Source organism: Streptomyces sp. NPDC051320 (assembly GCF_040682175.1).
In the GTDB taxonomy this organism is placed as follows: domain Bacteria; phylum Actinomycetota; class Actinomycetes; order Streptomycetales; family Streptomycetaceae; genus Streptomyces.
Map to the genome: position 1 here is coordinate 43,750 of NZ_JBFBAL010000017.1, position 25,721 is coordinate 69,470.

Here is a 25,721-nt window from a genome sequence, read left to right on the forward strand (position 1 = left end):
CAGTGGCGGGGCCCGGTGCGGCCGGTCCACGGCCCCGCGAACAGCCGGTGACCGTGCACCGGTGGCGTTCAGGAGGCCTTCTTGCGCTCCGGCGTGTGGTCACTGATCTCCAGGTCGCCCGAGTCACCGAAGGTCAGCCGGCAGGTGTCGGCCCGGTAGGTCGCCACGGACAGCGCGACCGTTCGGCCTTCGGCCAGATACCGGGTGGTCACCACGAGCACCGGCGCGCCCGGGAGCCGGTCGAGCTCCTTGGCGTCCTCGGCGCGTGCCGAGCCGAGTTCGACGGCCCTGTCCTGGCCTTCGAGGCTGAGGCGCTGCAGCTCGCGCAGCACCCCGCGGGCCCGTGCGGGCCCCGACGCGGCGTCTATGGCCGACAGTTCGGGCACCGACGCGGCGGGTACGTAGAGCAACTCCGCGGCCACGGACTGACCGTGCGTCACCCGGATCCTGCGTACGGTGTGCACCTCTTCGGCGCCGTCCACCTCGAGGGTCCTGGCCACCGCGGCCGGCGGAACGTCCGTCCCGCATTCCAGCGGCTGCCAGGCATCGTCGGAGGCTCCCGGCCACGTCTGCTGGGTGGTCGACACGTCGACGCCCACCCGGGGCGGGGCGACCATGGTGCCCACTCCGCGTCGGCGCTGCAGCCGGCCTTCGAGCTCCAGCTGTTCCAGCGCCTGCCGCAGTGTGGCGCGGGCGACGCCGAAGCGGGCGGCCAGGTCGCGCTCGTTCGGCAGGATTTCGCCGACCGCGAAATCCGAGTCCAGCGCCTCGCTGAGGACGCTCTTGAGGTGCCAGTACTTCGGCTCCGGTACCGATTCCAGCTGCGTGGTCCCCACCCTGATCCTCCGCAATCGCCGTGTCTCCGGCGGCTTTTCCATGCCCTTGTTTATTAAAGGTTCCTGCACTATCCCTGCGAGAGTAGGACGCCTCACCCCCTTGGTCAAGACCAATCCCCCAGCGCCGCCACGCCGCGGAGTCGCGCTGGGCGATGGACTGCTCACAGTATGTGCACGAGCGGGACAGTCGAGGCTCGAGTGGCCATCTGCGGCCGGAAATGGAGGAGGGCCGGGCCGCAAGTCACCGGCCCCGGATGCGGCGACGGCGCCGGTCACCCGGGTGGGCGCAGCTACTGCACAGCGAGCTGGGTCAGCTTGTCAGGATTGCGCACGATATAGATGCAGGTGATCCGTCCGCCCACCGTCTCCGTCTGAAAGACGCTGTCGACCCGGCCCCCGGACAGCACCACCAGCCCCGGCGCGCCGTTGAGCTCCATGAACCTGAACTCGGCGTCCTCGAGACCCTTCGCCGCGGCTCCGATGACGAAACGCCCCACCTTGTCCGCGCTCTCGATCACCCGTAGGGGGGCGGTCGCCTTGCCGCCGCTGTCGCCGACCAGGCGCACATCCGGTGCGAGCAGCGCGAGCAGATCGCCGAGGTTTCCGCCCGCCGCCGCGGCCAGGAAGCGTTCGGTCAGGTCACGGCGTACGACCGGGTCGACGTCGTAGCGCGGCTTGCGTTCCGCCACGTGGCGACGGGCCCGGCCGGCGAGCTGACGCACGGCCGCTTCGCCCCGGTCGAGCACCGCGGCGATCTCTCCGAAGGGAAATCCGAAGGCCTCCCGCAGTACGAACACGGCGCGTTCCAGCGGCGAGAGCGACTCGAGCACCACCAGAACGGCGACCGATACGGACTCCGCCAGGACCGCCTGGTCCGTGGTGTCCTGGGCGGCGCCCCCGAAGTCGGTGACCAGTGGCTCGGGCAGCCACGGTCCCACGTACGTCTCCCGCCGGGACTGCGCCTGGCGGAGCCGGTCGATGGCGAGCCGGGTCGTGATCCGGACGAGATAGGCCCGGGGTTCGCGTACGTCCTCGCGGCTGTCGGCAGCCCAGCGCAGCCAGGTCTCCTGTACGACATCCTCGGCGTCGGCAACCCGGCCGAGCATCCGATAGGCCACTCCGGTCAGCACGGAGCGGTGTTCCTCGAAGGCACCGGTCACGGTGTCGGTCGCCACAGCACCATCCCAGCCGACCGGCCGCGGGCTGTCCAGAGCAAAACGCCGGGTCGCCGGGTCTCGGCGACCCGGTCCGGCCCTGAGGTCTTGAAGTGGAGGCTACTGAGGAGTATTTCTTGCTGACGCGGTATCTCGTCGCCGTCCCCGATCTTCAGCCGGGTCTTCAGCCAGGTCTCTCAGCCGGGCTTTCGAGGAACCCACCGCAGGGAGCAGCATGACCACCCAGGTCTCGTTCACCATTGACACCCCCGGCGGACGCCGGCCGCTGTCCGTCGCCTATCGGCGCACCGGAAGCGGTGCGCCGCTTCTGCTGCTGCACGGCATAGGCCACCACCGGCAGGCCTGGGACCCGGTGGTGCACATCCTCGCGGCGGAACGCGATGTGATCGCCGTGGATCTGCCCGGCTTCGGTGAATCCCCCGCGCTGCCCCGGGGCGTCCCCTACGGGCTGTCGTCGGTGGTCCCGGTGCTCGGCTCGATGTGCGAGGCCCTCGGTGTCGACCGGCCGCATGTCGCGGGAAACTCGCTGGGCGGGTTGCTGGCGCTGGAGTTGGGCCACCGCGGACTGGTCCGCTCGGTCACCGCCCTGTCACCGGCCGGTTTCTGGTCTCCGGGGGAGCGCCGTTACGCCTTCTCCACCCTGACCGCGATGCGGCGGGGCGCGAAGGCGCTGCCGCTCCCGGTCATCCAGCGGCTCTCGCGGTCGGCCGGCGGCCGGGCCGCCCTGACCGGAACCATCTACGCCCGCCCCGGACGCCGTTCACCCGAGGCGGTCGTCTCCGAGACGCTGGCGCTGCGTACCGCGACGGGGTTCGACGACACCCTTGCGGCCGGCCGCGGCGTGCTCTTCACCAACGAACTCGGGGAGGTGCCCGTCACGGTTGCCTGGGGGGCCAAGGACCGGCTGTTGCTGCGCCGCCAGGGCATCAGGGCCAAACACACCATGCCCGGTGCCAGGCTGGTCCGGTTGCCCGGTTGCGGACACGTCCCGATGAACGACGATCCGGCCCTGGTGGCCCGGGTGATCCTCGACACCAGCCGCTGATCCCCGTACGAGGACGCCGGAGCCGAGCACCACCCCCGCCCCGACCAGCGCACTGCCCACTCCCTGTGCCACCCCGTAGGACCCCGTCCCGACGAGAGGCGCGGTCAGCGCGGCGGCTACCGGGATCAGGCCGGAACAGAGCGTGGCCCGCTCGGCACCGATCCGCTGCATTCCGCGGTACCAGCAGACGAACCCGACCACGGTGACCACGGCCGCCTGCCAGAGGAGTGCGGTTGCCTCCGCCGCGTCGGGCAGCCGGACGAATCCCTGGCCGTTCGCCACGAGGCCACCGATCGCCGCTTCCGCGGCGGCGACCGCGCAGACGGTCGCGGACAACAGTTTCGGCCCGAGCAGGCGCAGCACAGGGACGGCGAGCAGTGCGAAGCCGACCTCTCCGACCAGAGCGCCCGCCGAGCAGAGGACGCCGAGGACATCGGTGCGCCCCCAGCCCTGCACGATGAACGCGCCGGCCGTCACCAGCAGAGCTCCGAGAAGCACCGGCTGCATGGGGCGGCGGCCCCTGGCCAGTGGTACCAGTACCGCCACGACCACCGGAGCGCAGCCGACGAACACTCCGGGCACCGCGGGTTCCGCGCTACGTTCCGCTGCCAGGACCGCCAGATTGAAGCCGACCATGCCGACGGCGGCGAGCAACGCGAGCCGCCCCCACTGCCGACCGCTGACGGTGCGCAGCGGCTCGCCGCCACCGCGGCCGAGCAGCGGGAGCAGCAGCAGCGCGGCGAGACCGTAACGCAGGGCCTGGCCGCCCAGATACGGGTAGTCGCCGAGAACGCTGTTGGCCGTGAAGGACCCGCCGACCAGAAGGCAGGCGAAGGCCGCAAGCAGCGCGCCTCGTACGGGGCTGGAGTTCATGAGGACGACGCTAGGCGGCTGGGCGGTCCGTAATAAGGTCCACTTGCATGACGCCATCGGGGACCAATTCGCCGGCCTGGGAGTTGTTGCTGCCGCTGGGCGCGGCGCCGTCCCGCAAGCGCGGCCGCCACCTGCAGGAGGCCCTGCGTGACGCGGTCAGAACGGGTCGGCTGACCACCGGAACCCGGATGCCGTCGAGCCGCGCGCTGGCCGCCGATCTGGGGGTCTCGCGCGGGCTGGTCACCGAGGCATACGAGCAGCTGACCGCCGAGGGCTATCTGCGCAGCGGCCGGGGGTCGGGCACCTGGGTGGGCGGCGCGGCCCGGGCGGCTACCGACGCGGCGCACGACCCGACCGCGCGTGACGCGGCGCCGGGTGCCCCCGACGTACGCGTCGACTTCCGAGCGGGCACGCCCGATCTCTCCCTCTTTCCGCGGGCCGCCTGGGCGGCCGCGCACCGTTCCGTGCTCACCCGGCTCCCCCATCACGCCTTGGGATACCCCGACGCCCGTGGCCTTCCCGAGCTGCGGAGAGCCCTCGCGGAACTGCTCACCCGGCGGCGCGGTGCGGTCGCCGCCCCGGAACGGATCGTGGTCTGTTCGGGCGTGGCCCAGGCGACCACCCTGCTCGGACTCGTCCTCCGGGCACGCGGCCTGCGCACGGTGGGGGTCGAGGACCCCGGCAGCCCCGAGCACGGCACGCTGTTCGCCGCCGCCGGCCTGCACACGGTCCGTCTGCCGCTCGACCCGGAGGGCCCGGCGATCGCCCCGATCGTCGACAGCGGGGTGCGCGTGATGGTGGCCACCCCCGCCCATCAGTTCCCCTCGGGCATCGCCTGCTCGGCCTCCCGCCGGTCCGAACTCCTGGACTGGGAACGCTCGGTGGGCGGTCTGATCATCGAGGACGACTACGACGGCGACTTCCGCTACGATCGCCGGCCGGTCGGCGCCCTGCAGGGCCTGGACCCGGAACACGTCGCGTACACCGGTTCGGTGAGCAAGTCGCTCGCGCCGGGTCTGCGGCTCGGCTGGCTGCTCGCGCCCGAGCGGCTCACCGACGAGATCATCGCCCGCAAACGCACCATGGACCTGGGCAATCCCGTGCTCGACCAGGCGCTGCTCGCCGAGTTCATCACCGGTGGTGGTTACGACCGTCAACTCCGCCGATGCCAACGGGCCTACCGTGATCGGCGCGACGTCCTCGTCTCGGCTCTCGCCGAGCGTTTTCCCGGCTCCCAGGTCAGCGGCATCGCCGCCGGACTGCACGTCATCGTACGACTGCCCGGCCGCTACGGGCCCGAGCGCCGCTTCCTGGAGCGCGCCGCCGCGCGGGGAGTGGCGCTGCGTCCGCTGTCCGACTACGGAACCGAGCGCCCCGAGGAGGGCGTCATACGTCTCGTGCTCGGTTACGCGCATCTGGCTCCGGCGGAGATCGTTCTCGGTGTCGGGCTGCTGGCAGGAACCAAATGACCACCGCGTCGGTTCACTTGGGGTGAGGAGGTACTTTCCATGGCAGTTGCATCACCAGGGGGCACGGAGCGCCGGACCCCGCATCACAGGCAGAGAAAAAAGGTTCCCCATCAACCAAAAGCACACTTAACCCATCAGTCACAGGCAGTTCGTGATCGCGCAACACGGTCGCGGCAGAGTGCTCCCATGACTGAAGTGACTTCCGCCAAGAGCGCTCGCCGTCCGCATCACTGGCGCCGGGACCTCATCGAGCTCGCCGCTCTGTTCAGTGCCGTCGCGCTCGCCGACGTCGTCGCCAATCTCGTCGTACACGCGCCGGACGGCCCGGTGCTGCTGATCACTGCCGCTGTGGCCCTCGCCTGCACAGCCGGGTTCCACATCTGGTGGTCTCAGCGGCACAGCCACGCCCCGCCCACCGAACCGCCCGTCGGCGCCCCTTCGACCGGCGGACGTCCCGTACCGGTTGAACAGGACGAAGAGGAAGAGATGCCGAGGCCCGATACGGCGCTGTGGCGGCTGCGCACCACCGTGCGCGACGAGCCGGGCAGTCTCGCCGTCCTGTGCACGGCGCTGGCCCGTAACCGGGTGGACATTCTGACGCTGCAGACCCATCCGCTGGCCGACGGCACGGTCGACGAGTTCCTGCTGCGCGCCCCCGGCGCCTTCACGGCTCAGCAGCTCGCCCACGAGGTCGCCGAAGCCGGCGGCCACGAGACCTGGATCGAGCGCGCCGACGCCCACGACCTGGTCGACACCCCGACCCGGGTCATCGGACTCGCCACCCGTACCGCGCTCGATACCGCCGAACTGCCACTCGCGCTGCGCCAGTTGCTCGGCCGCTGCACGATCCACTCGGTGCCCGCGGTCACTGCCGACGGAGCACCCGCCGGTGCGGAGACGCCCGCGGAGAGCGCGCTGGAAGAGACCGTCATGCGGCTGCGTGACCCCTCCGGTGGCGTCATCACCGTCGAACGGCCCTACCTGCCGTTCACACCCACCGAGTTCGCCCGGGCCCGCGCGCTCGTCGACCTCGATGCCCGCCTCGGACCGCGGATGCCACGCAGCCAGGACGTGTTCACCCTCCCCGAGGGCAACGAGATCACCGTGCGCAGGGCCGGCCCCGACGATGCGAAGGCCGCCCGTGCCCTGCACGACAGGTGCTCCGAGCGGACTCTGCGGCTTCGCTACCACGGGCCGGTGGCCGACGCCGACCGCTATCTGGCCCACCTGCTGAGCCCCCGATTCGGCCGCACCCTCGCCGTGCAGACGGCATCGGGACGGATCGTCGGCCTCGGCCATCTGCTCTGGGACGGCGACGAGACCGAGGTCGCGCTACTCGTCGAGGACGACTGGCAGCGGCGCGGCATCGGCTCCGAACTGCTCGGCCGGCTGGTCGCACTCGCCGTGGAAGCCGGGTGCGACAGCGTGTACGCGGTGACGCAGGCGTCGAACACCGGAATGGTCGCGGCGATGCGTGGCCTCGGCCTGCCGCTCGACTACCAGGTCGAGGAGGGCACTCTGGTGATCACCGCACGGCTGGCGGGCGCACCCACGCGCTCCCGTCTCCCGTACGAGGAACCGCATGTGCAGCCGTACGAGCCGTCGTACGACGCTCGGCAGGAACTTCCGTAGGGCCGAAGAGAGCAGGCCGGCCACCGAGCGCCTGGTCCAGGTCCCTCCAGAGGTCATCGACGTCCTCGAGGCCCACCGACATCCGCAGCAACTGTTCACTCACGCCCCCCGAGCGGCGGTCTCCTTCGGCCACGATGCGGTGGCTGATGGAGGCGGGGTGCTGAATGAGGCTGTCCACGCTGCCCAGGCTCACCGCGGGGGTGATGAGCCGCACGCCCGCGACGACCCGGTGCGGATCGCCGCACACCTCGAAGGCCACCATCGCACCGCCGACCTTCGGGTAGTGGACCCGTGCCACGCGCCCGTCGGCCGCCAGCCGGCGGGCCAGTTCGGCGGCGGTCGACGCCGCCGCCCGCATCCGTACCGGCAGCGTCGAAAGTCCGCGCAGCAGCAAGTAGCCGGCCAGGGGATGCAGTACGCCGCCGGTCGCGAACCGGACCTGCCGCAGGGTGCCTGCGAACTCCTCGTCGCAGGCCACGACTCCGCCCATCACATCGCCGTGCCCGCCCAGATACTTGGTCGCACTGTGCAGAACGACCCTCGCCCCCTGGTCCAGCGGCCGCTGCAGCACCGGGGTGGCGAAGGTGTTGTCGACGAGGAGCGGCACCGAGCCACAGGAGTGCGCGAGTGCCCTGATGTCGATCTCGGCGAGGGTCGGATTGGCGGGCGTCTCGACCATCACGAGGCCGGTGTCGGCACGCAGCGCGTCCGCGACCCCCGCCGGATCCGTCCAGGTCACCTCCGTGCCCAGCAGTCCGGCGGTGAGCAGATGGTCACTGCAGCCGTACAGCGGGCGGACCGCCACCACGTGGCGCAGGCCCTGGCCGGCCCTGGCCAGGAGCACCGCGGTGAGGGCTGCCATGCCACTGGCGAAGGCCACGGCGCCGGCAGACCCCTCGAGTGCGGCGAGCGCCGTTTCGAAACGGGCGACGGTCGGGTTGTCGAGCCTGGCATAGATGGGCGGGCCCTCGGGACGAGCGCCGGTGGCGGCGAACTCGTCGATCCTGGCGGCCTCGTCCCTGCTGTCGTACGAAGGGTAGGTGGTCGACAGATCGATGGGGACGGCGTGCAGCCCGAGTCCGGCGAGGTCCTCCCGGCCGGCGTGCACCGCCTCGGTGGCCTGTGCCCTCGACGGGCGTGGGGTGGTGATGTCGCCTTCGGTCCTTGCATCGGGTTCCATGGCGGAACTCTGAACACCTACCGGTCAATCTCCCGCCCGCTCCGTGTTACGTTCGCCGAATGGCTGATTCTGTCGTACTGGACCCGGTGGACCTGCAGCTGCTCGCCCTTCTGCAGAACGATGCCCGGACCACCTACCGGGAACTGGCGGCCGCCGTCGGTGTCGCCGCGTCGACCTGCCTCGACCGGGTCACGAGACTGCGTCGTTCCGGTGTGATCCTCGGTCATCAGCTGCGACTGGACCCGGCAAAGCTCGGCCGGGGGCTCGAAGCGCTGCTCTCCGTCCAGGTGCGGCCGCACCGCAGGGAACTGGTGGGCCCGTTCGTGGAGCGCATCCGGGTGCTGCCCGAGTCCCGGGCCGTCTTCCACCTGGCGGGTCCCGACGACTACTTGGTGCATGTCGCGGTGGCGGACACCGCCGACCTGCAGCGGCTGGTGCTGGACGAGTTCACCGCACGGCGGGAGGTCGCCCGGGTGGAGACTCGGCTGATCTTCCAGGCCTGGGACTGCGGTCCGCTGCTGCCGCCGCTGTGATGTAAGGAGTCCGGAGGCGGAGAGTGCTGGCGCGGACCTCCGTCACGTACGAGGATGTCCGTATGTCACCGACTTCCCACAGCGCACTTCCCCGTCAGGTAGCAGACAACTATGTCGATGCCCTGATCGCACTCGACCCCATCACCGGCACGTATCTCGGAGTGAAGGAGAGCTCCAGCCGTCTTCCGGACTTCTCGCCCGCCGGGCAGGCCGCCCTTGCCGATCTCGCGCGCCGGACACTGACCGCACTCGACGAGGCGGAACGCCGGCCGGGTGGGGACAGCGATGTCGAACGGCGCTGCGGCAGGCTGCTGCGGGAGCGGCTGGGCGCCGAACTCGCCGTGCACGAGGCCGATGAGGCACTGCGGGCCGTCAGCAACATTTACTCCCCCGCACATGCCGTGCGCGAGGTTTTCACCGTGACACCGACCGAGACGGAAGAGGACTGGGCTGCCGTCGTGCAGCGGCTCGGCGCCATTCCGGACGCACTCGAGGGGTACCGCGAGTCGCTGGCGCTCGGCCTGGAACGCGGACTGCTCGGCCCTCCGCGTCCCACCGAGACGTTCATCGGCCAGCTCACCGAGTGGGCCGGTTCGGCATCCGAGGGTCGTGGCTGGTTCGAGGAGTTCGCCGCCGCCGGACCCGATTCGTTGCGCAAGGAGCTGGACTCGGCGAGCCGCGACGCGACCGACGCCCTCGCATCGCTGCGCGACTGGATGCGTGAGGTGTACGCGCCCGCGGTCGAGGACGCGCCGAACACCGTGGGCCGCGAGCGTTACGCCCGCTGGTCGCGGTACTTCAACGGCACCGACCTCGACCTCGACGAGGCGTACGCGTACGGCTGGTCCGAATACCACCGTCTGCTCGCCGAGATGAAGGGCGAGGCGGAGAAGATCCTGCCGGGAGCGGGCCCGTGGGAGGCGCTCGCCCACCTCGATGAGCACGGCACGCACATCGAGGGCGTCGACGAGGTCCAGAAGTGGCTTCAGGGCCTGATGACCGAGGCGATCGAGGCGCTGGACGGTACCCACTTCGAACTCGCCGACCGGGTACGGAAGGTGGAGTCCCGCATCGCCCCGCCCGGCGGCGCCGCCGCTCCGTACTACACCCCTCCGTCGGAGGACTTCTCACGCCCCGGCCGTACCTGGCTGCCGACGATGGGCGAGACCCGCTTCCCGGTGTACGACCTGGTCTCCACCTGGTACCACGAGGGCGTCCCCGGCCACCATCTGCAGCTGGCCCAGTGGGTGCACGTCGCGGACCGGCTCTCCCGCTACCAGGCAAGCGTCGGCATGGTCAGCGCCAATGCCGAGGGCTGGGCGCTGTACGCGGAGCGGCTGATGGACGAGCTGGGTTTCCTGCCGGACGCGGAGCGCCGGCTCGGCTATCTGGACGCGCAGATGATGCGCGCCTGCCGGGTCATCGTGGACATCGGTATGCACCTGGAGCTGGAGATTCCGGCGGATTCACCGTTCCGTCCCGGTGAGCGATGGACCCCGGAGCTGGCCCAGGAGTTCTTCGGCAAGCACAGTGGCCGCCCCGCCGACTTCGTGGAGAGCGAGCTCGTCCGCTACCTGTCGATGCCCGGCCAGGCGATCGGTTACAAGCTGGGCGAGCGCGCCTGGCTGCTCGGCCGGGAGAACGCCCGCAAGGCGCACGGTGATTCCTTCGACGCCAAGGCGTGGCACATGGCGGCGCTGTCCCAGGGGTCGCTCGGTCTTGACGACCTGGTGGACGAGCTCTCGAAGCTGTAGTCCGCCGGTTCCCCGCGGTGGTGGCCGGGCCGACGCACACGGCGTCGGCCCGGCGGCCGCTCAGTGGGGGACCCCGGCCGTCCGGTGACGCACCGACGAACCGTGCCGCTCCTTGACGACCTCCAGCTGGGCCGGGATCCGGCGGCGCAGGTCGGCCACATGGCTGACGATGCCCACGCTGCGGTCCCGTTCGCGCAGCGAGTCCAGCACGTCGAGGACCTCGTCGAGGGTCTGCTCGTCGAGACTGCCGAAACCCTCATCGATGAAGAGGGTGTCGAGCCGCACACCGCCCGCCTCTTCGGTGACCACATCGGCCAGGCCCAGGGCCAGCGCCAGAGAGGCGAAGAACGTCTCGCCGCCGGAGAGCGTCGCGGTGTCGCGCTCGTGTCCCGTCCAGGAATCGACGACGTGCAGTCCCAGCCCTGACCGGCCGCGGCCACTCTCCCGGGCATCGGAATGGACCAGGGTGTAGCGGCCCGACGACATCCGCTGCAGCCGGGCGGTGGCGGCCGACGCCACCTGCTCGAGCCGGGCGGCGAGTACGTACGACTCGAGGCGCATCCTGCGTTCGTTCTGGGCGGACGTGCCCGCGGTGAGGGTGGCCAGCCGGGCCACTCTTTCGTACTCCTGCCGCAACGGCCCGAGCCGCTGCAACTCGTCGGCTGCCTGCTGCGCGAGTCTCGCCAGTGCGGTGCGGCGGAGCCGGGCGGCGTCGAGCGCCGAAGCAGCGTCCCGCACGGCGCGCTCGGCGGCGTCGAACCGCTGCTGAGCGGCTTCCGGGGCAGCCGCCGGCCGACTTGCCGCAGCGGTGGCGTCCTGCTCGGCGAGCCGCTCGGCGACGGCTGCCTCCTCGGCCTGCCGGACGTCCAGCAGACGCTGCAGCTCACGCTGTTCCGCGTCGCTCGTCAGTTGGTCCGCGGCAGCCCGCGGGGTGTCGAACCCGGCACGGAACGCGGCGTCGGCGAGCCGGTCGTCGGCCTCCTTGAGCTGCCGGGCGGTGCTGTCGGCGGCGCGGACCGCTTCGGCCGCCTTGCCGAGCAGCGCCAGCCGGCGCTCCAGCAGTGCCGCATGTTCGGCGACGCTGCCGGCCGTGCCCCGTGACCGGGCCACTTCGGCTTCCAGTACGGTCTGCTCACGCTCCAGCGCTTCGTACCGCGAGGTCCGGGCTGCCGAACGCCGCTCGGCCTGCTGCTGTGCGGCGACCCGTTCGGCGTGCTCGTGTTCGGCGCGAGCCTGCGACTCACGTGCGGCATGCATGTCCGACGCCGTCTCGCGGGCCCGCGCCTGGTCCCGCTGCAAGTCGCCGACCAGCTGCTCCAGTTCGCCGACCGGGGCACCACCCGCTCCGGCGCGCGCCTCGGCGACCGACTCCCGGAGCGCGCCGAGAGCGCGCTCCGTCTCGGCCCGGGCGCGATCCGCGCGGGTGTGCTCCTCGTACGCCGCTTCCTCCGCCGCCCGGTCCACCTGGTCGTCCCCCGCCCGAGCAGGTGCCGGGTGCTCGGTCGCACCGCAGACCGCGCAGGCCTCGCCCTGCCGCAGACCGGCCGCCAACTCGGCCGCGATACCGCGCAGTCGGCGCTCGCGGAGGTCGAGCCAGCTCTCGTGTGCGGTGTTCGCCAGCTCGCGGGCGGTGCGCAGTCGCGCGTCGGCCTCGGCCGCCTCGGCTGTGCGACGGTCGAGAAGCCGCGCCGCTTCGAGCCTCCGACGGGCCGGTTCGAGCTGACCGGCCAGTTGTTCCGCCCGGGTCGCCGCCTCCAGCGCCGCGTCGATACGGGCCTGGCCGCGGCGACGCTCGTCCTCCCAGCCCGCGAGCCAGTCGGCCGCGTCCCGGATGAGTTCCTCGTCGGCGCGGGACTGCCGCTCCAGCGCTGTCCGCTCCTGCGTGATGTCGGCGCTGCGGCGCTCGGCCCGCTGAGCCGCCTCGAGGCCGCCGAGATCCTGGCGGAGCCTGCGCTCCAACGCGGCGAGCTGTTCCGCCCCCGCGTCGGCCGCTTCGTCGGGGAGCTGTCCTCGGATGCTCTCCCCGGCACGGACGGCTGCTGCGTGGGCCCGCTCGGCCCGCTCCCGCTGGGCGAGCGGCTCGGCGATCCGCTCCGCCTTGCGTGCCCGGTCCAGCCGTTCGCGCAGCCGGTCCCGCTCGCCGGCGCGGGCCGTGAGTGCATCGGCCCGGCGCCGGGTCTCTTCGAACCGCTGCTGCAGTCTGGCGAGTTCCCGCTCGTCGGCCAGCGCGTGCCTGGCTGCTGCCTGTCTGCTCTCCGCCGCCGATACGGCCGAATACGCTATGTCCAGCCGCTCACTCGCTCCGCTACGGGCGACCGCGGCCCAGACCAGCACCGATCCGGCGAGCCCGGGATCGCCCGGCCGGTGATCGGGCAGCGGCCAGTCGCCGGCCGCGTCACCCGCTGCTTCCGCCATCCGGTGGGCGAGGGTCAGCAACCGGCTGTCCGCGGCGAGCACCTCCGCTTCCGCGGACCGGCGCAGATCCGCCAGCCGCTCCTCCACGGCCGCGAAGCGCCGGGTGTCGAACAGCCTCCCCAGCAGCTTCCCCCGCGCCTCGGCATCGGCCCGCAGAAAGCGGGCGAAGTCGCCCTGGGGCAGCAGCACTACCTGACAGAACTGCTCCCGGCTCATCCCGAGGAGCTGGGTGATCTCTTCACCGATCTCCTGGTGCGAACGGCTCAGCGCCTGCCAGTTGCCGGCCCGCGGGTCGTATTCCCGCAGTCGGCTCTGCGCCTTCTCCGTGACGAAGCCGGTACCGCGCTTCTTGGGGCGTGTCTGGGCCGGCTGCCGGCTGATCTCCAGCCGGCGTCCGCCGACCGTGAGGTCCAGACATACCTCGGTCAGGTCGGTCACCGGCGCGTGGTCGCTGCGCAGCACGGTACCGGGCCCCTGTCTGGCTCCCGGTACCGCGCCGTACAGGGCGTAGCAGACGGCGTCCAGGATGGAGGTCTTGCCGGCACCGGTCGGTCCGTGGAGCAGGAACAGTCCGGCGGCCGAAAGCGAGTCGAAGTCGACCTCGTGGGTGCCTGCGAAGGGCCCGAAGGCGGTGACGCGCAGCGCGTGCAGCCTCACCGGGTCACCTCGCGCACGCCGTCCTGCACGCGGACGTGATCGATGGCGCCGGACAGCACTCCGCGTTCTTCTTCGTCCGGCCCGGCTCCGCTGCGTACATGGGCGATGAAGTCCTCCGCGATCTGCTCGTCGGTCCGGCCTCTGAGCCGCTGTGCATACGAGGCGAGCGGGTCATCGGGGCCTCGCTCGGGGTCGAAGACGAGGCTGAGCGTGTGCGGGAAGCGTCCGGCCAGCCTGGCCATCGGCTCGGCGGGCCGCACCGGGTCGGTGAGCGTCGCCTCGACCCAGGAATCGCGGTGCCGCTCCAGCGCCGCGTCGTCCAGCAGCGCGTCGAGTCGGCCACGGATCCGGGCGAGCGGTCGTGGCACGGGGCAGTCGATCCGCTCCGCGCCGATCTCCCCACCGGGGCCGAGGTCGATCAGCCACATGGTCTTGCGGTGGGTGGCTTCCGAGAAGGAGTAGGCCAGCGGGGAGCCCGAGTACCGCACCCGCTCCGAAACGATCTGGCTGCCGTGCAGATGGCCGAGTGCCACGTAGTCGACCCCGTCGAAGACGCCGGCGGGTACGGCGGCCACGCCGCCGACGGTGATGTCCCGTTCGCTGTCGCTGGGCTCACCACCGGCGACGAAGGCGTGGGCGAGGACCACCGACCGGGTGCCGGCGGCTCGCTGGGCGAGATCCGTCCGCACCTTGTCCATGGCGGCGGCGAGCACGGCTTCGTGGCCTGCCCTCGCCGCCTTCAATTCGTCGCGCACCAGGGCCGGCTCCAGATACGGCAGTCCGTAGATCGCGACTTCACCGTGGGGGTCGGGGAGGAGCACCGGGGTGGCGCAGCCCGCAGGGTCGGTGCGCAGATGTATCCCGGCGCGCTGGATGAGGCCTGCCGCGACGCCGAGCCTGCGCGCCGAATCGTGATTCCCGGAGATCATGACGGTCGGTACTCCGGCGTCGGCGAGGCGGTGCAGCGCCCGGTCGAAGAGCTCGACGGCGGCGAGCGGGGGTACCGCCCGGTCGTAGACGTCCCCGGAGACCAGCACGGCGTCCACATCACGCTCGCGGACCGTGGCCACCAGGTGGTCCAGGTACGCGGCCTGGGCGTCGAGCAGCCCGACCCGGTGGAAGGAGCGTCCCAGGTGCCAGTCGGATGTGTGCAGCAGCCTCATGATCCCTGAGGTTATCCGGGGGGTCCGACAGCACGGGCGGATACTCCCCTATCCGTCCCGTTCAGGCGTCTCCGTACACCTCTGTGCCGAGCTCGAGTGCCGCGGCGCCCGCCGTGGTGTCCGCGAGCCAGGTCCGGAAGGCCGCCACCTCCCCGTCGGGCAGTGCGACCTCGATCGTCACCGCGTCCCCGTACCGAACGTCGCGCACCGCGCGGCCCGTCGCTCGCAGCTCGTTCTCGAGCTTTCCCGCCCGCTGGTGGTCGACGGTCACGGTGACAAGCCGGAAACGCTGCCTGACCTGGGTGCCCAGCTCGTCCAGCGCCTCGCCGACCGCTCCGCCGTACGCCCTGATCAATCCGCCGGCGCCCAGCTTGACCCCGCCGTAGTAGCGGGTGACGACCGCGACGACGTAGCGCATCTCGCGCCGCAACAGCATCTGCAGGATCGGTACGCCCGCCGTCCCGCCGGGCTCGCCGTCGTCGCTCGCCTTCTGCACGGACGCGTCGGCGCCGATGACGTACGCGAAGCAGTTGTGGCCGGCGGTGGGGTGCTCCCTGCGGATGCGCGCGACGCATGCCTGGGCCTCCTGCTCGGTCGCCGCCGGCGCGAGCGTGCAGATGAAGCGTGATCGGTTGATCTCGGTCTCGTGGACGCCCTCGTGGGGAACCGTGCGGTACTGCTCCTGCATCGGGCCAGCCTATGCGGCGCCACGGGAATGCCCTCCGGGAGCACTCGGTTGACCGGACATGTACGCAGACACGGAGACGATCCGAAGGATCCTGACCTCGACCGGCGACACCTGGGCGGTGGTCGGCCTTTCGAACAACACGGAGCGGGCCGCCTACGGCGTGGCCCGGGTGCTCCAGCGTTTCGGCAAGCGCGTCGTGCCCGTGCATCCCAAGGCGGAGACGGTCCACGGCGAGCCGGGCTACGCCTCGCTCCGCGACATCCCCTTTCCGGTCGATGTGGTGGATGTCTTCGTCAACAGCGACCTCGCGGGGCCGGTCGCCGACGAAGCGGTGGCCATCGGGGCTCGCGCCGTGTGGTTCCAGCTCCGAGTGATCGACGAGGCGGCGTACGAGCGGACGCGTGCGGCGGGTCTCGACATGGTGATGGACCGGTGCCCCGCCATCGAGATCCCGTCGCTGCCCTGACCTCTGAGCCGACCCCTACGTTCTTCTGGGGGTAACCCCCAGCAAAGTCGGGGGCAGGCCCGATCGTTCGGACGATGCCCCGTCCCTAGGTTGAGGAGTGGAATCAGGGCAACGGTTCAATTCCCCTTACGGAGGCCTCTCGTGACCACGCAAGCGCAGCGTCAGAAGCGCCCGGCACACCCGCTCGTCGGGGCGTTCGTGCGTTTCGTCGTCTGTGGCGGCGGGGTCGGACTCGCCTCCAGTGGTGTGCTGTTGCTGCTGCACGGGCGGATGCCGCTGGTGGTCGCCAATGCTCTGATCACGGTGGTGTCCACGGTCGTCGCGACGGAACTGCACGGCCGGATCTCCTTCCGCGACGAACACACCGCACGGGGTACGGCACGCGGCCGGAGCGGCTGGAGCGGCTGGGCGGTCCATCTGCAGTCCGGGCTGACGGTGGCCGTGAGCTACGGCTTCACCACGGTCGCGTTGCTCGGACTGTACGCGGTGCGGCCCGGCCCTTCCGCCCTCACCGAGCAGGCCGTGTACCTCGCGGCGTCCGCGCTGGCGGGCGTCGGCCGGTTCGTCGTGCTGCGGGCGGTGGTCTTCGCCCGCAGCGGCGCCACTACGGTGGAACCCGTCGGCGGGGCGGCGACCGGACCGCTGGTGATGGCCGCCTGACCTGTGCGCACCGTCCGGTTCCGCACAGCCGGTCGGCCGGTCAGTAGCCGAGTCCCTCCACGACGACCGAACCGGGCAGCGAGGCGAAGGCCTTTCCTGGCACGATGAGCTTGCCCCTGCGGCGTCCGCTGCCCACCAGCACCCACTCCAGATCGACGACGGCCGGGTCAACCAACAGCGGCCAGTCGCCGGGCAGTCCGATCGGGGTGATCCCGCCGTACTCCATGCCGGTCCGGCCGGTGGCGGTGTCCATCGGAGCGAAGGATGCCTTGCGGACGCCGAGTTGCCTGCGAACAGCGCCATTGACGTCGAGCCGGGTCGTGGAGAGCAGCAAGCAGGCAGCGAGCGACACCTCCCCGCCGCGCTTCCCCGCGACCACGACACAGTTCGCCGAAACACCGAGCAGTTCCCGGCCGTAGCGCTCCACGAAGGCGGCGGTGTCAGCGACCTCCGGGTCGCTGTCCACGTACACCAGTTCCTCCGCCGGCACATCTCCCCGCCCGTTCCGTACGGCGTCGGCCACCGGCGGGGGGAGCAGCTCGAGGCAGTCGGGAGCAGAGCGGACATCGTCGAACGTACCGATGGGGGCGCGCATACGGCTCACGCTAACAGCCGTGGCCCGGGCCGTCCGGCCGGTCGCCCCCGGGTCTCAGCCGACGGGCGGAATGGAGACGGCCATCGTCATCTCGACCGTCTCCGCGCCTTCGTTGCGGTAGGCGTGCGGCACATTGGCCTCGAAGGTCGCCGAAGTACCCGCAGGCACCGCGTGCGCCACTCCGTCGACGACCAGCGTCAGTTCTCCGGCGTCGACATGCAGTAGCTCCACGGTGCCCGGCGGGTGGGCGTCGGACGCGCTGCCATCGCCGGGCATCAGACGCCAGGACCACAGCTCGAGCGGCCCCCGGGTCTCGGTACCGACGAGCAGCGTGGTGTGGCTGCCCGCTTCTGTCCACCACATGCGGACCGCTTGCTCCTCGGGCACGATCCTGACCTGGGGCCCCTGCTCGTAGTCGAGCAGGGTGGTGATGCTGACACCCAGTGCGTCGGCGAGTTTCACCGTGGTGCCCACACTGGGGTTGGTGCGGGCCTGTTCGATCTGGATGATCATGCCCCGGCTGACCCCGGAGCGCGCGGCGAGGGCGTCGAGGGTGAAGCCCCGTTCGCCCCGCCAGCGCTTGAGGTTGCGGGCGAGCGACTGCGTGAGCTGGTCGAGGTCCGACACATTCCGTCCAGTATTTTGGATGACAGAGTTCAGTATCTTGCACTACCGTGTGGTGTACCCGTTGATTCACCACACTGTACTGCGAGGCCTTGATGACAGCCCTGTTCGCCCTGGCCACCAGCCTGCTCTGGGGGCTGGCCGACTTCGGCGGCGGCCTGCTGACCCGGCGGGTGCCCGCGCTGACCGTGGTGGTCGTCTCACAGTCGGTGGCCGTGCTGGTCCTGGGGGCGACCGTGCTGGCCACCGGCGGGTGGAGCGAACGCGGACCGCAGCTGTGGTTCGCGGTGGCCGCCGGCGTGGTGGGGCCGGTCGCCATGCTCAGCTTCTACAAGGCGCTGGCCCTGGGGCCGATGGGTGTCGTGTCACCGCTCGGTTCACTCGGCGTCGCCGTCCCCGTCGGCGTCGGCGTGGTGCTCGGCGAGCGGCCCGGTGTCCTGCAGTTCGCCGGGATCGCCGTGGCGGTGGCCGGTGTGGTGTTGGCCGGAGGTCCCGAACTGCGCGGGGCAGCGGTCCAGCGCAGGGCGGTCGCCCTCACGCTGGTCGCGGCCGTCGGATTCGGAGCGGTGATGTCCCTGATCGCCGAGGCGTCGTCCACGCTCACCGGCCTCTTTCTTGCCCTGTTCGTCCAGCGGGTGGCCAATGTGGTGGTGGGTGGCACCGCCCTCTTCGTCTCGGTCAGGCGTGGTACACCGGCGCTCCCCGAGGACGGCGGCCTGCGACTGATCGGGCGCGCGCTGCCCGCGCTGGCCTTCGTCGGACTGGCCGACGTGGCGGCGAACGGCACCTACTCGCTCGCCGCCCACGCGGGTCCGGTCACCGTGGCCGCGGTGCTCGCCTCGCTCTACCCGGTGATCACCGCATTGGCCGCGCGCGGGCTGCTCAAGGAGCGGCTCCGGGCCGTCCAGGCGGCCGGGGCGGGGCTCGCCCTGGTGGGCACCGTGCTGCTGGCAACCGGCTGATCCGGCCGGCGCCGGTGGCCACTCGGGCTGCGCCTATGAGGTTCCCGGCTCGACGTCGCCGAGCTCCGGGCCGCCGAGCTCCAGATCTCCGAGGGCCAGCAGCTGTTCCGGCGTGATCCCGGCCGGAATCGGTACGGGCGCGGGGGTACGCAGCGGTGGCTGCCAGCCCTGCTCCGCGTCCCAGCGCCGCACCACCCGGGCCGGCGCACCGGCCACCACGGCGTGGTCGGGCACCTCGCCCCGTACGACGGCCCCGGCCGCCACCACCACATTGCGGCCGAGCCGGGCGCCCGGCAGGATGACCGCTCCGGTACCCAGCCAGCAACCCGTCCCGATCGTGACAGGTTCCATCCTCGGCCACTGCTTGCCGATGGGCTCGTGCGGATCGTCGTAGCTGTGATTGGTCGTGGTGATGTAGACGTACGGGCCGCAGTACGTGTCCGATCCGACGGTGACCGTGGTGTCGGCGATGACATGGCTGCCGCGCCCCAGCACCACGCCGTTGCCCAGGGTGAGCACCGGCTCGGGACCGAGGTTCAGGTCGGGCATCATCCCCGCGGTCAGCGTGACCTGCTCGCCGATGACGCAGTGGTCACCGAGCTCGATCCAGGGCTCCCCGAACACCGTCCCCTGGGGGAAAGCGAGCCGGGTGCCCGTCCCGATACGCCCGAAGCGCAGCCGCCCCGGACGCTCCGCCGTCACCGCCCCCGCCCGCTGGACCCAACGCCAGCCGGTGTGCAGCACACGGGAGGTCAGCGATGAGAACGTGTTTCTTCTCCTGAGCACCTGCCTACCGTACTCAGCCCGCCCGGTGCCGATCGGACGCCCAGCTGTGATCTTCGACCCAGCTTCGCTTACGGTGCGTGGTGCGCGGCTGCGAGAGTCCGAGCGCGCGACGGTGCGGAATTGCGGGACCAAGGGAGACAGCGATGGCGGAGCAGGCATTGATCAGCGGCGTGGGCGGAAGGCGGCCGCGCATCGACCCGGCCGCCTTCACGGCACCGACGTCCGTCGTCCTGGGCGATGTGACCCTCGCCGCCGGCTCCAGCGTCTGGTATCACACGGTGCTGCGCGCCGACTGCGGTCCGATCGTGATCGGCGCCGAGACCAACATCCAGGACAACTCCACCGTCCATGTGGACCCGGGTTTCCCCGTGACCATCGGTGAGCGGGTCTCCGTCGGCCACAATGCCGTCCTGCACGGCTGCACGGTCGAGGACGACGTGCTGGTGGGGATGGGCGCGACCGTGCTCAACGGCGCGCACATCGGGGCGGGATCGCTGGTCGCCGCCCAGGCGCTGGTCCCCCAGGGCATGCGGGTGCCGCCCGGGTCGCTGGTCGCGGGTGTCCCCGCGAAGGTCAGGCGCGAGCTCACCGATGAGGAGCGCGAGGGCATCAAGCTGAACGCGACGGTCTATCTGGACCTGGTGAAGGCGCATCGAGAGGCGGACGGAAGCTGACCGCCCCTCAGGTTCGACGGCGCACGGCCGGCGGAGCGCGACGGCTAGTCTGGCGTGCATGTTCATATTGGAACTGACTTACCCGGGGCCCCTCGAGCGCGTCGACGAACTGCTGGACGAGCATGTCGCCTGGCTCAACGCGGGGTACGAGGCCGGCGTCTTCATCGCGTCCGGCCGCCAGAACCCGCGGGTCGGTGGGGTGATTCTGGCTGTCGGGGACGACCGGGCAGAGATCGAGAAGCTCACGGCCACCGACCCCCTCCTGATCGGTGGAGCCTGCACCTACCGGATCATCGAGTTCTTCGCGACGACGACCGCGCCCGCCCTTGCCCCGTACCGCCAGCAGCTTCCCTGACGCGCGGGGCCACGCTCGCCCGCCGCGCGGGGGCCCGTGCGCGGGGAACGCATATCAGTCGGCGGTCACGGACTCCGATGGGGGTTCGGCCGCCGACTCGGCGCGGGCATGGGCCTTTTTCGCACGGTTTCTCAGGACGAGCATCGAGCCGACCCCGACGAGGGCCGCGAGCGCCAGACCGGCGTAGGAGAAGTTCTTGAACCAGGACTCCGCGACGACGCCCACGTAGTAGACCGCGGCGGTCGTGCCGCCCGCCCACAGGATGCCGCCGAGCATGTTGGCGATGAGGAACTTCCAGTACGGCATGTGCAGGACGCCGGCCAGCGGCCCGGCGAAAATCCGGAGCAGTGCGATGAAGCGGCCGAAGAACACCGCCCACATGCCCCACTTCTCGAACGACCGCTCCGCCATCGCGATGTTCGGCCCGCTGAAGTGCCCCGGGAACTTCCGGCCGAGCCAGGCGATCAGGGGTCGCCCGCCCTTACGGCCGATGGCGTAGCCGATCGAGTCGCCGATGATCGCTCCCGCCGAGGCGCAGGCACCCAGCACCACCGGGTCGATGTGCCCCTCCTGGGAGGCCAACAGGGCCGCGCTGACCAGCACGATCTCCCCCGGCAGCGGGATCCCGAGGCTCTCCACCCCGATGACCGCCCCCACCAGGAGGTAAATACTGATCGCCGGAACCGTCTCCAGCCACGCCTGGATATGCAACGCCGGCCCCTACCCTTCGAAGTGCCCGTGCCCGGCAGGAGCGCCCCCGCGCCGCCTGCGGGGAAGCCTACCTGCTGGCCCGGCAAGGAGTTCGGACGGCGGGAAGGGGCCCCACCCAAGGGGGCGCCTTCCGGTTTCCGCGAGATGCGTACGGCGGGGCCGGTGCGGTCAGGCGTTGGGCCGCAGCGTCCAGATGACCTTCATCTCACCGGTCACCGCCTCGTCCGCACGCCGGATGGAGATGAGGACGGGAAATTCGGGACGTTCGCCCGCGTCGAGCTCGGCCACCACGTCGGCCGCCGGTCGGCCCAGGGTCGCGGTCGCGGTCACCCCGCCCATCGCGAGCTTCTTGTAGTCGATCTCGGCCCGGACTGCGAGCGGCACGGCCCGGTTGAGCTGGTCACCGAACGCAGCGATCACGACCGCACCGCTCGCCGATTCCGCGAGGGTGAACATGGCTCCGGCGTGCGGCCCGCCGATGTGGTTGTGGTAGGCGGCCTGGTCCGGCAACCGGACGACGGCGCGCTCCGCCGTCGTCTCCAGGAACTCCAGGCCGAGGGTCCCGACCATCGGAACGGTGGCAGCGAGCAACTCGCCTGCGGTCATCTGATCTGCGCTCATGAGAAGATGTTACCCGCGAGTAGGCAATCTTGGCCATCCCTCCACAGGGGCGGACGTAGCAAGGCCCCGGCCGCCCCTCTATCGTTACTCGCCATGTGGCCAGGACAGCAGCCGCCCGGGGGCGAGCAGAACCCGCAGGACCAGAACCCGAATCCCTATCAGCAGCCTGGCTCTCCACAGCCGGGATACCAGCAACCGGGGTTCCAGCAGCCCGGCTCTCCTCAACCGGGCTACCAGCAGCCGGGGAACGACCAGCCGAATCCGTACCAGCAGCCCAATCCGTACCAGCAGCCGACGGTGCCGCAGTACGCCGCGGCGACGCCGCCCGGCGCGCCGCGGCCGCCGGGTGACGGCAAACGCAGGACCACGATCATCGCCATCGTCGCGGCGACGGCCGTGGTGGCCACCGCGGTGATCACCGGCGTGGTCGTGTTCCGGGGCGACGGCGGCAACGGCAAGACGGTTCAGGCCGACAACAAGAAGAAGTCGTCGCCCGCAGCGTCCGACCAACCGACCACCGCGACGTCACCGAGCGCCAACCCGCGGACCGGCGGCGCGGTCAAGCCGGTCATCGCCGGCTGGAAGGTCGTCGTCAACCCGAAGTGGGGCACCGCGTTCGACGTACCGCCCGACTGGGAAGTCGCCAAGTCCGGGATGGCATCAGGGTTCGAGGACGACAAGGGCAAGCCGGTGATCATCCAGTCGGCGCCCGCGTTCTACAAGTCCAAGTGGTGCACGGACGACGCGGACAAGGACGGGAACTCGGAGGACACCGGGCTCGGCGGAGCGGGCACCAAAGGCGCGGACGGGGCGAAGAACACTCAGGAAGTGGCCGAGAACCAGGTGCCCTGGTGGGTCTACGGCGCGTACACCCAGCCCAACAAGAAGCTGGTGAAGACCTCCAAGTCGAAGCCCTACACCACCAAGGCCGGGGTCACGGGAAGCCTGGCGCGGGCCTGGGCGACGGGTGTGCCCAAGAAGAGCAAGTGCAGCACCGACGGACAGGCCATCACCTTCGGCTTCAAGAACTCCACCGGCGACTTCGTGGCCTTCTCGCTGTACAACAGCACGGGCGTCAAGGGCGCCCTCGAGCAGGGAACCATCGACAAGATCCTCAGCACCGTCCGGCTTGCCGGTGACCCGACGGGCTCGGACGCCGGCTGATCAGCGGAAGTCCGCCGTTCACCGGGCCGGTTCATGGGTGGCGGGGTGGCGAGCACCTTCGGGTTCTCCCGCCACCGCCGCCCCTGCACCGCCCCCGCCACCCCATGCGGGTCAGCCGATGCTGAAGGCCCCTTCGGGCGGCTCGGGCGACGCGACCGCTGCCGAATCCCGTACCGCCTTCGCATCGCCGGTGAACCGGGCCAGCGCAGCGCCGTACACGACGCGGGCGGGAAAGACGTCCGACGCCGTCCTACGCGCCAGCCGAGCCGTATCGAGCTCCGTGTGCGAAGCGAGCAGCACGGCGTTGCCGAACCGTCGGCCGCGCAGCACGGACGGCTCGGCGATCAGCGCGGTTTCCGCGAAGACCGCGGCGAACGTGGCCAGCTGGGAACGGAGAAAAGTGAACGGCGCGCCGTCGGCGAGATTGGCCGCGTACACGCCGTCGTTGCGCAGCACCCGCGCGGCGACCCGTGCGTACGCGACGGAGGTGAGATGCGCGGGGACCCGTGAACCACCGAATACATCGGCGATCAGGACGTCCGCCGAGTCCTCCGGTGCGCCGGCCAGCCAGCTGCGGGCGTCCCCGGCGTGCACGCTGATGGACTGCCCTGCCGGCAGCGGCAGATACTCGCTGACCAGCTCGATCAGCTCCCGGTCCGCCTCCACCACCTGCTGCCGGGACCCGGGCCGGACCACCGCGGCGTAGCGGGGCAGGGTGAGTGCGCCACCGCCGAGATGGATCAGGTCGAGCGGTCGGTTCTCTTCCGCGGCGCAGTCCACGACATGGCCGAGCCTGCGGGCGTACTCGAACTCCAGATGGGCCGGGTCGTCCAGATCGACGTACGACTGTGGTGCTCCGTCGACCGTGAGCAGCCAGGCCCGGGCCCGGTCGACATCCGGCATCAGTCTGGCGGTCCCGCAGTCCACGTCCCTGATCACCGCTATCGGATCGTTCACCGCTCCATTGTGCCGCCCGCCCGCGACCGGGGCCGCTCCGCTACGCCTCGCCCGCCGGGGTCCCCTGATGGAAGTACATCCGCCAGCCCCTGGACGTGCGACGCCACAGCGAGCTGCGGCGGACCCGGCGGACCCGGTCGTCCGCCAGGTAGGTCAGGTGAACGATGCCCGGTGCCGGCACGGTTCCCGACATCTCGCTGACCTCGACCGGAGACTCGGGGTCCACCGATCCGGAGACGGTCACGGTGAGGATCGATGTCGCGTCCCAGAGCCGGCCGGATGCTCCGATCTCGGTGAACGCGGGATCCAGCAACTCGGTGACGAGAGCCTCCGAGGCACGGACCACGGGGTCGAGAAGTCTCAACTCGCCGTCGATGGCCGCGCGCACGGCCCGGGCGTCTTCGTGATCCATGCCTCGCAGGCTACGGATGTCCCGCACGGGCGGGAAGCGAGCCGCCGGAACACTGACGGTCCGGCCGCCCAGGTTCTTCCCCCGGCGGCCGGACCGTCGTGCCCGCTAGGAGACAGTCCGGTCGACGTCGGTCACCGTGCCGGCCCCGACCGTGCGTCCGCCCTCGCGGATCGCGAAACCGAGGCCGGGCTCCAGCGGTACCTCGCGTCCCAGTTCGACGGTCATGGTGACCGTGTCGCCCGGGCGGGCGACCGCCGTGTCACCGAGGTCCACGTCCCCCACGACGTCCGCGGTACGGATGTAGAACTGCGGCCGGTAACCCGTGGAGACCGGGGTGCTGCGGCCTCCCTCGCGCGTCGACAGTACGTACACCTGGGCGGTGAAGCGGCGGCGTGGCACCACGCTGCCCGGCTCTGCCACCACGTGCCCGCGGCGCACCGCGTCGCGCGGCACACCACGCAGCAGCAGCGCCACGTTGTCTCCCGCCTGGGCCTCCGTCATCGGCTTGCCGAAGGTCTCCAGACCGGTGACGACGGTGGTGGCCGCGTCGAGGTCGGCGCCCAGCACCTGGACCCGGTCACCGACCCGCACGGTGCCTCGCTCCACGGCGCCGGTGACGACCGTGCCGCGACCGGTGATGGTGAGCACGTTCTCCACCGGGAGCAGGAACGGTGCGTCCGTGTAGCGGACCGGAACCGGCACATAGGTGTCGACCGCGTCGAGCAGCGCCTCGATCGACGCGGTCCAACGCGGCTCGCCCTCCAGCGCCTTGAGCCCCGACACCCGGACCACGGGCGCCGCGTCACCGCCGTACCCGTGCGCGTCGAGCAGCTCACGGACCTCCAGTTCGACCAGGTCGGCCAGCTCCTCGTCACCGGCGTCCGCCTTGTTCAGCGCGACCACGATGTGGTCCACGCCGACCTGACGGGCCAGCAGCACGTGCTCGGCGGTCTGCGGCATGATCCCGTCGAGCGCGGAGACCACCAGGATCGCCCCGTCGAGCTGGGCCGCGCCGGTGACCATGTTCTTGATGTAGTCCGCGTGTCCCGGCATGTCGACATGCGCGTAGTGGCGGGTGTCGGTCTCGTACTCCACGTGCGCGATGTTGATGGTGATGCCGCGCTGTGCCTCCTCCGGCGCCCGGTCGATCCGGTCGAAGGACACGAAGGAGGTACCGCTCCCGGCCCGGTCGCTGAGGACTTTGGTGATGGCGGCGGTCAGCGTGGTCTTGCCGTGGTCGACGTGGCCCATGGTGCCGATGTTGAGGTGGGGCTTGGTGCGCACGTATGCCGTCTTGGACATGGCTTTCTTCCT

25 protein-coding genes and 1 pseudogene are annotated in these 25,721 nt (G+C 71.0%); 11 read left to right on the top strand and 15 right to left on the bottom strand.

What is annotated here, in order from left to right; genetic code table 11:
- Positions 1 to 68: 68 nt before the first annotated feature.
- Complete coding sequence (locus AB0M87_RS29185; protein WP_365858186.1) at positions 69 to 836, bottom strand: GntR family transcriptional regulator; 768 nt, start codon at positions 834 to 836, stop codon at positions 69 to 71.
- A 290-nt stretch (positions 837 to 1,126) separates the two neighbouring features.
- Positions 1,127 to 2,011 (bottom strand): RNA polymerase sigma-70 factor, encoded by an 885-nt coding sequence (locus tag AB0M87_RS29190; RefSeq protein WP_365858188.1) that lies wholly within the window; start codon positions 2,009 to 2,011, stop codon positions 1,127 to 1,129.
- Between the two features lie 214 nt (positions 2,012 to 2,225).
- Here AB0M87_RS29190 and AB0M87_RS29195 point away from each other — a divergent pair, with 214 nt between their 5' ends.
- Entirely contained in the window at positions 2,226 to 3,056 is an 831-nt protein-coding gene (locus AB0M87_RS29195; RefSeq protein ID WP_365858189.1) for an alpha/beta fold hydrolase, read from the top strand.
- 36 nt (positions 3,057 to 3,092) lie between these two features.
- Here AB0M87_RS29195 and AB0M87_RS29200 read toward each other — a convergent pair.
- Positions 3,093 to 3,986, bottom strand: a pseudogene (locus tag AB0M87_RS29200) (EamA family transporter); the annotation flags it as partial.
- On the opposite strand from AB0M87_RS29200, the gene AB0M87_RS29205 reads away from it, so the two are divergent.
- Entirely contained in the window at positions 3,977 to 5,398 is a 1,422-nt protein-coding gene (locus AB0M87_RS29205; protein ID WP_365858191.1) for a PLP-dependent aminotransferase family protein, read from the top strand. The pseudogene AB0M87_RS29200 and the gene AB0M87_RS29205 overlap by 10 nt on opposite strands.
- A 186-nt stretch (positions 5,399 to 5,584) precedes the next feature.
- Positions 5,585 to 7,030: a GNAT family N-acetyltransferase gene (locus AB0M87_RS29210; protein ID WP_365858193.1), complete on the top strand. Its 1,446-nt coding sequence runs from the start codon at positions 5,585 to 5,587 to the stop codon at positions 7,028 to 7,030.
- Here the strand turns inward: AB0M87_RS29210 and AB0M87_RS29215 are convergent.
- Entirely contained in the window at positions 6,924 to 8,210 is a 1,287-nt protein-coding gene (locus AB0M87_RS29215; protein ID WP_365858195.1) for a PLP-dependent transferase, read from the bottom strand. The two genes, AB0M87_RS29210 and AB0M87_RS29215, sit on opposite strands and share 107 nt — an antisense overlap.
- A gap of 59 nt (positions 8,211 to 8,269) precedes the next feature.
- Between AB0M87_RS29215 and AB0M87_RS29220 the strand changes: the two genes are divergently transcribed.
- Complete coding sequence (locus AB0M87_RS29220) at positions 8,270 to 8,743, top strand: Lrp/AsnC family transcriptional regulator (RefSeq protein ID WP_365858197.1); 474 nt, start codon at positions 8,270 to 8,272, stop codon at positions 8,741 to 8,743.
- A gap of 62 nt (positions 8,744 to 8,805) precedes the next feature.
- The gene (locus AB0M87_RS29225) at positions 8,806 to 10,497 is read left to right on the top strand and encodes a DUF885 domain-containing protein (protein ID WP_365858199.1); all 1,692 of its coding nucleotides are present in this window, start codon (positions 8,806 to 8,808) and stop codon (positions 10,495 to 10,497) included.
- Between the two features lie 60 nt (positions 10,498 to 10,557).
- On the opposite strand, the gene AB0M87_RS29230 is transcribed toward AB0M87_RS29225, so the two are convergent.
- From AB0M87_RS29230 to AB0M87_RS29240, 3 genes are all read right to left on the bottom strand, one after another.
- Complete coding sequence (locus tag AB0M87_RS29230; protein WP_365858201.1) at positions 10,558 to 13,569, bottom strand: SMC family ATPase; 3,012 nt, start codon at positions 13,567 to 13,569, stop codon at positions 10,558 to 10,560.
- The gene (locus tag AB0M87_RS29235; RefSeq protein ID WP_365858203.1) at positions 13,566 to 14,732 is read right to left on the bottom strand and encodes an exonuclease SbcCD subunit D; all 1,167 of its coding nucleotides are present in this window, start codon (positions 14,730 to 14,732) and stop codon (positions 13,566 to 13,568) included. The genes AB0M87_RS29230 and AB0M87_RS29235 overlap by 4 nt, the downstream gene beginning before the upstream one ends.
- Positions 14,733 to 14,793: 61 nt before the next feature.
- Positions 14,794 to 15,420: a YigZ family protein gene (locus AB0M87_RS29240; protein ID WP_365858205.1), complete on the bottom strand. Its 627-nt coding sequence runs from the start codon at positions 15,418 to 15,420 to the stop codon at positions 14,794 to 14,796.
- Between the two features lie 58 nt (positions 15,421 to 15,478).
- Here AB0M87_RS29240 and AB0M87_RS29245 point away from each other — a divergent pair, with 58 nt between their 5' ends.
- Both AB0M87_RS29245 and AB0M87_RS29250 read left to right on the top strand, forming a co-directional pair.
- The gene (locus AB0M87_RS29245) at positions 15,479 to 15,886 is read left to right on the top strand and encodes a CoA-binding protein (RefSeq protein WP_365858207.1); all 408 of its coding nucleotides are present in this window, start codon (positions 15,479 to 15,481) and stop codon (positions 15,884 to 15,886) included.
- 141 nt (positions 15,887 to 16,027) lie between these two features.
- Positions 16,028 to 16,546, top strand: coding sequence for a hypothetical protein (locus tag AB0M87_RS29250; RefSeq protein WP_365858209.1), 519 nt, complete (start codon positions 16,028 to 16,030; stop codon positions 16,544 to 16,546).
- A 40-nt stretch (positions 16,547 to 16,586) separates the two neighbouring features.
- Here the strand turns inward: AB0M87_RS29250 and AB0M87_RS29255 are convergent, their stop codons facing one another.
- Entirely contained in the window at positions 16,587 to 17,141 is a 555-nt protein-coding gene (locus tag AB0M87_RS29255) for a YbaK/EbsC family protein (protein WP_365858211.1), read from the bottom strand.
- A gap of 54 nt (positions 17,142 to 17,195) precedes the next feature.
- Entirely contained in the window at positions 17,196 to 17,768 is a 573-nt protein-coding gene (locus AB0M87_RS29260; RefSeq protein ID WP_365858213.1) for an XRE family transcriptional regulator, read from the bottom strand.
- A 92-nt stretch (positions 17,769 to 17,860) separates the two neighbouring features.
- On the opposite strand from AB0M87_RS29260, the gene AB0M87_RS29265 reads away from it, so the two are divergent.
- On the top strand, positions 17,861 to 18,727 hold the full coding sequence (locus tag AB0M87_RS29265; RefSeq protein ID WP_365858292.1) for an EamA family transporter: 867 nt from the start codon (positions 17,861 to 17,863) through the stop codon (positions 18,725 to 18,727).
- Positions 18,728 to 18,760: 33 nt separating this feature from the next.
- On the opposite strand, the gene AB0M87_RS29270 is transcribed toward AB0M87_RS29265, so the two are convergent.
- Positions 18,761 to 19,513 (bottom strand): DapH/DapD/GlmU-related protein, encoded by a 753-nt coding sequence (locus tag AB0M87_RS29270; protein ID WP_365858215.1) that lies wholly within the window; start codon positions 19,511 to 19,513, stop codon positions 18,761 to 18,763.
- Between the two features lie 143 nt (positions 19,514 to 19,656).
- Between AB0M87_RS29270 and AB0M87_RS29275 the strand changes: the two genes are divergently transcribed.
- Together AB0M87_RS29275 and AB0M87_RS29280 are read left to right on the top strand one after the other, a co-directional pair.
- Positions 19,657 to 20,187 carry a gamma carbonic anhydrase family protein gene (locus AB0M87_RS29275; protein WP_365858217.1) on the top strand — a complete coding sequence of 177 codons (531 nt, stop codon included), beginning with the start codon at positions 19,657 to 19,659 and terminating at the stop codon, positions 20,185 to 20,187.
- Positions 20,188 to 20,245: 58 nt separating this feature from the next.
- Complete coding sequence (locus AB0M87_RS29280) at positions 20,246 to 20,542, top strand: YciI family protein (RefSeq protein WP_365858219.1); 297 nt, start codon at positions 20,246 to 20,248, stop codon at positions 20,540 to 20,542.
- A gap of 54 nt (positions 20,543 to 20,596) precedes the next feature.
- Here AB0M87_RS29280 and AB0M87_RS29285 read toward each other — a convergent pair whose 3' ends face one another.
- Together AB0M87_RS29285 and AB0M87_RS29290 are read right to left on the bottom strand one after the other, a co-directional pair.
- Entirely contained in the window at positions 20,597 to 21,253 is a 657-nt protein-coding gene (locus AB0M87_RS29285) for a DedA family protein (RefSeq protein WP_365858221.1), read from the bottom strand.
- Positions 21,254 to 21,421: 168 nt separating this feature from the next.
- Positions 21,422 to 21,859, bottom strand: coding sequence for a DUF4442 domain-containing protein (locus tag AB0M87_RS29290; protein ID WP_365858294.1), 438 nt, complete (start codon positions 21,857 to 21,859; stop codon positions 21,422 to 21,424).
- Positions 21,860 to 21,967: 108 nt separating this feature from the next.
- Between AB0M87_RS29290 and AB0M87_RS29295 the strand changes: the two genes are divergently transcribed.
- Positions 21,968 to 23,038, top strand: coding sequence for a hypothetical protein (locus tag AB0M87_RS29295; RefSeq protein ID WP_365858223.1), 1,071 nt, complete (start codon positions 21,968 to 21,970; stop codon positions 23,036 to 23,038).
- 111 nt (positions 23,039 to 23,149) lie between these two features.
- Here the strand turns inward: AB0M87_RS29295 and AB0M87_RS29300 are convergent, their stop codons facing one another.
- The 3 genes from AB0M87_RS29300 to tuf all read right to left on the bottom strand — a co-directional run bounded on the left by AB0M87_RS29300 (position 23,150) and on the right by tuf (position 25,709).
- On the bottom strand, positions 23,150 to 23,995 hold the full coding sequence (locus AB0M87_RS29300; protein ID WP_365858225.1) for a fused MFS/spermidine synthase: 846 nt from the start codon (positions 23,993 to 23,995) through the stop codon (positions 23,150 to 23,152).
- Positions 23,996 to 24,035: 40 nt separating this feature from the next.
- Positions 24,036 to 24,407 (bottom strand): DUF4440 domain-containing protein, encoded by a 372-nt coding sequence (locus AB0M87_RS29305; protein ID WP_365858227.1) that lies wholly within the window; start codon positions 24,405 to 24,407, stop codon positions 24,036 to 24,038.
- A 105-nt stretch (positions 24,408 to 24,512) separates the two neighbouring features.
- Positions 24,513 to 25,709 carry an elongation factor Tu gene (tuf, locus tag AB0M87_RS29310; protein WP_365858229.1) on the bottom strand — a complete coding sequence of 399 codons (1,197 nt, stop codon included), beginning with the start codon at positions 25,707 to 25,709 and terminating at the stop codon, positions 24,513 to 24,515.
- Positions 25,710 to 25,721 lie beyond the last annotated feature (12 nt).

Coding starts and splice junctions, on each gene's coding strand:
- AB0M87_RS29205 (WP_365858191.1), top strand. CDS start 3,977: ATGACGCCATCGGGGACCAATTCGCCGGCCTGGGAGTTGTTGCTGCCG.
- AB0M87_RS29225 (WP_365858199.1), top strand. CDS start 8,806: ATGTCACCGACTTCCCACAGCGCACTTCCCCGTCAGGTAGCAGACAAC.
- AB0M87_RS29305 (WP_365858227.1), bottom strand. CDS start 24,407: ATGGATCACGAAGACGCCCGGGCCGTGCGCGCGGCCATCGACGGCGAG.
- AB0M87_RS29195 (WP_365858189.1), top strand. CDS start 2,226: ATGACCACCCAGGTCTCGTTCACCATTGACACCCCCGGCGGACGCCGG.
- AB0M87_RS29265 (WP_365858292.1), top strand. CDS start 17,861: ATGACAGCCCTGTTCGCCCTGGCCACCAGCCTGCTCTGGGGGCTGGCC.
- tuf (WP_365858229.1), bottom strand. CDS start 25,709: ATGTCCAAGACGGCATACGTGCGCACCAAGCCCCACCTCAACATCGGC.
- AB0M87_RS29245 (WP_365858207.1), top strand. CDS start 15,479: ATGTACGCAGACACGGAGACGATCCGAAGGATCCTGACCTCGACCGGC.
- AB0M87_RS29290 (WP_365858294.1), bottom strand. CDS start 21,859: ATGACCGCAGGCGAGTTGCTCGCTGCCACCGTTCCGATGGTCGGGACC.
- AB0M87_RS29210 (WP_365858193.1), top strand. CDS start 5,585: ATGACTGAAGTGACTTCCGCCAAGAGCGCTCGCCGTCCGCATCACTGG.
- AB0M87_RS29240 (WP_365858205.1), bottom strand. CDS start 15,420: ATGCAGGAGCAGTACCGCACGGTTCCCCACGAGGGCGTCCACGAGACC.
- AB0M87_RS29255 (WP_365858211.1), bottom strand. CDS start 17,141: ATGCGCGCCCCCATCGGTACGTTCGACGATGTCCGCTCTGCTCCCGAC.
- AB0M87_RS29215 (WP_365858195.1), bottom strand. CDS start 8,210: ATGGAACCCGATGCAAGGACCGAAGGCGACATCACCACCCCACGCCCG.
- AB0M87_RS29235 (WP_365858203.1), bottom strand. CDS start 14,732: ATGAGGCTGCTGCACACATCCGACTGGCACCTGGGACGCTCCTTCCAC.
- AB0M87_RS29220 (WP_365858197.1), top strand. CDS start 8,270: ATGGCTGATTCTGTCGTACTGGACCCGGTGGACCTGCAGCTGCTCGCC.
- AB0M87_RS29295 (WP_365858223.1), top strand. CDS start 21,968: ATGTGGCCAGGACAGCAGCCGCCCGGGGGCGAGCAGAACCCGCAGGAC.
- AB0M87_RS29280 (WP_365858219.1), top strand. CDS start 20,246: ATGTTCATATTGGAACTGACTTACCCGGGGCCCCTCGAGCGCGTCGAC.
- AB0M87_RS29275 (WP_365858217.1), top strand. CDS start 19,657: ATGGCGGAGCAGGCATTGATCAGCGGCGTGGGCGGAAGGCGGCCGCGC.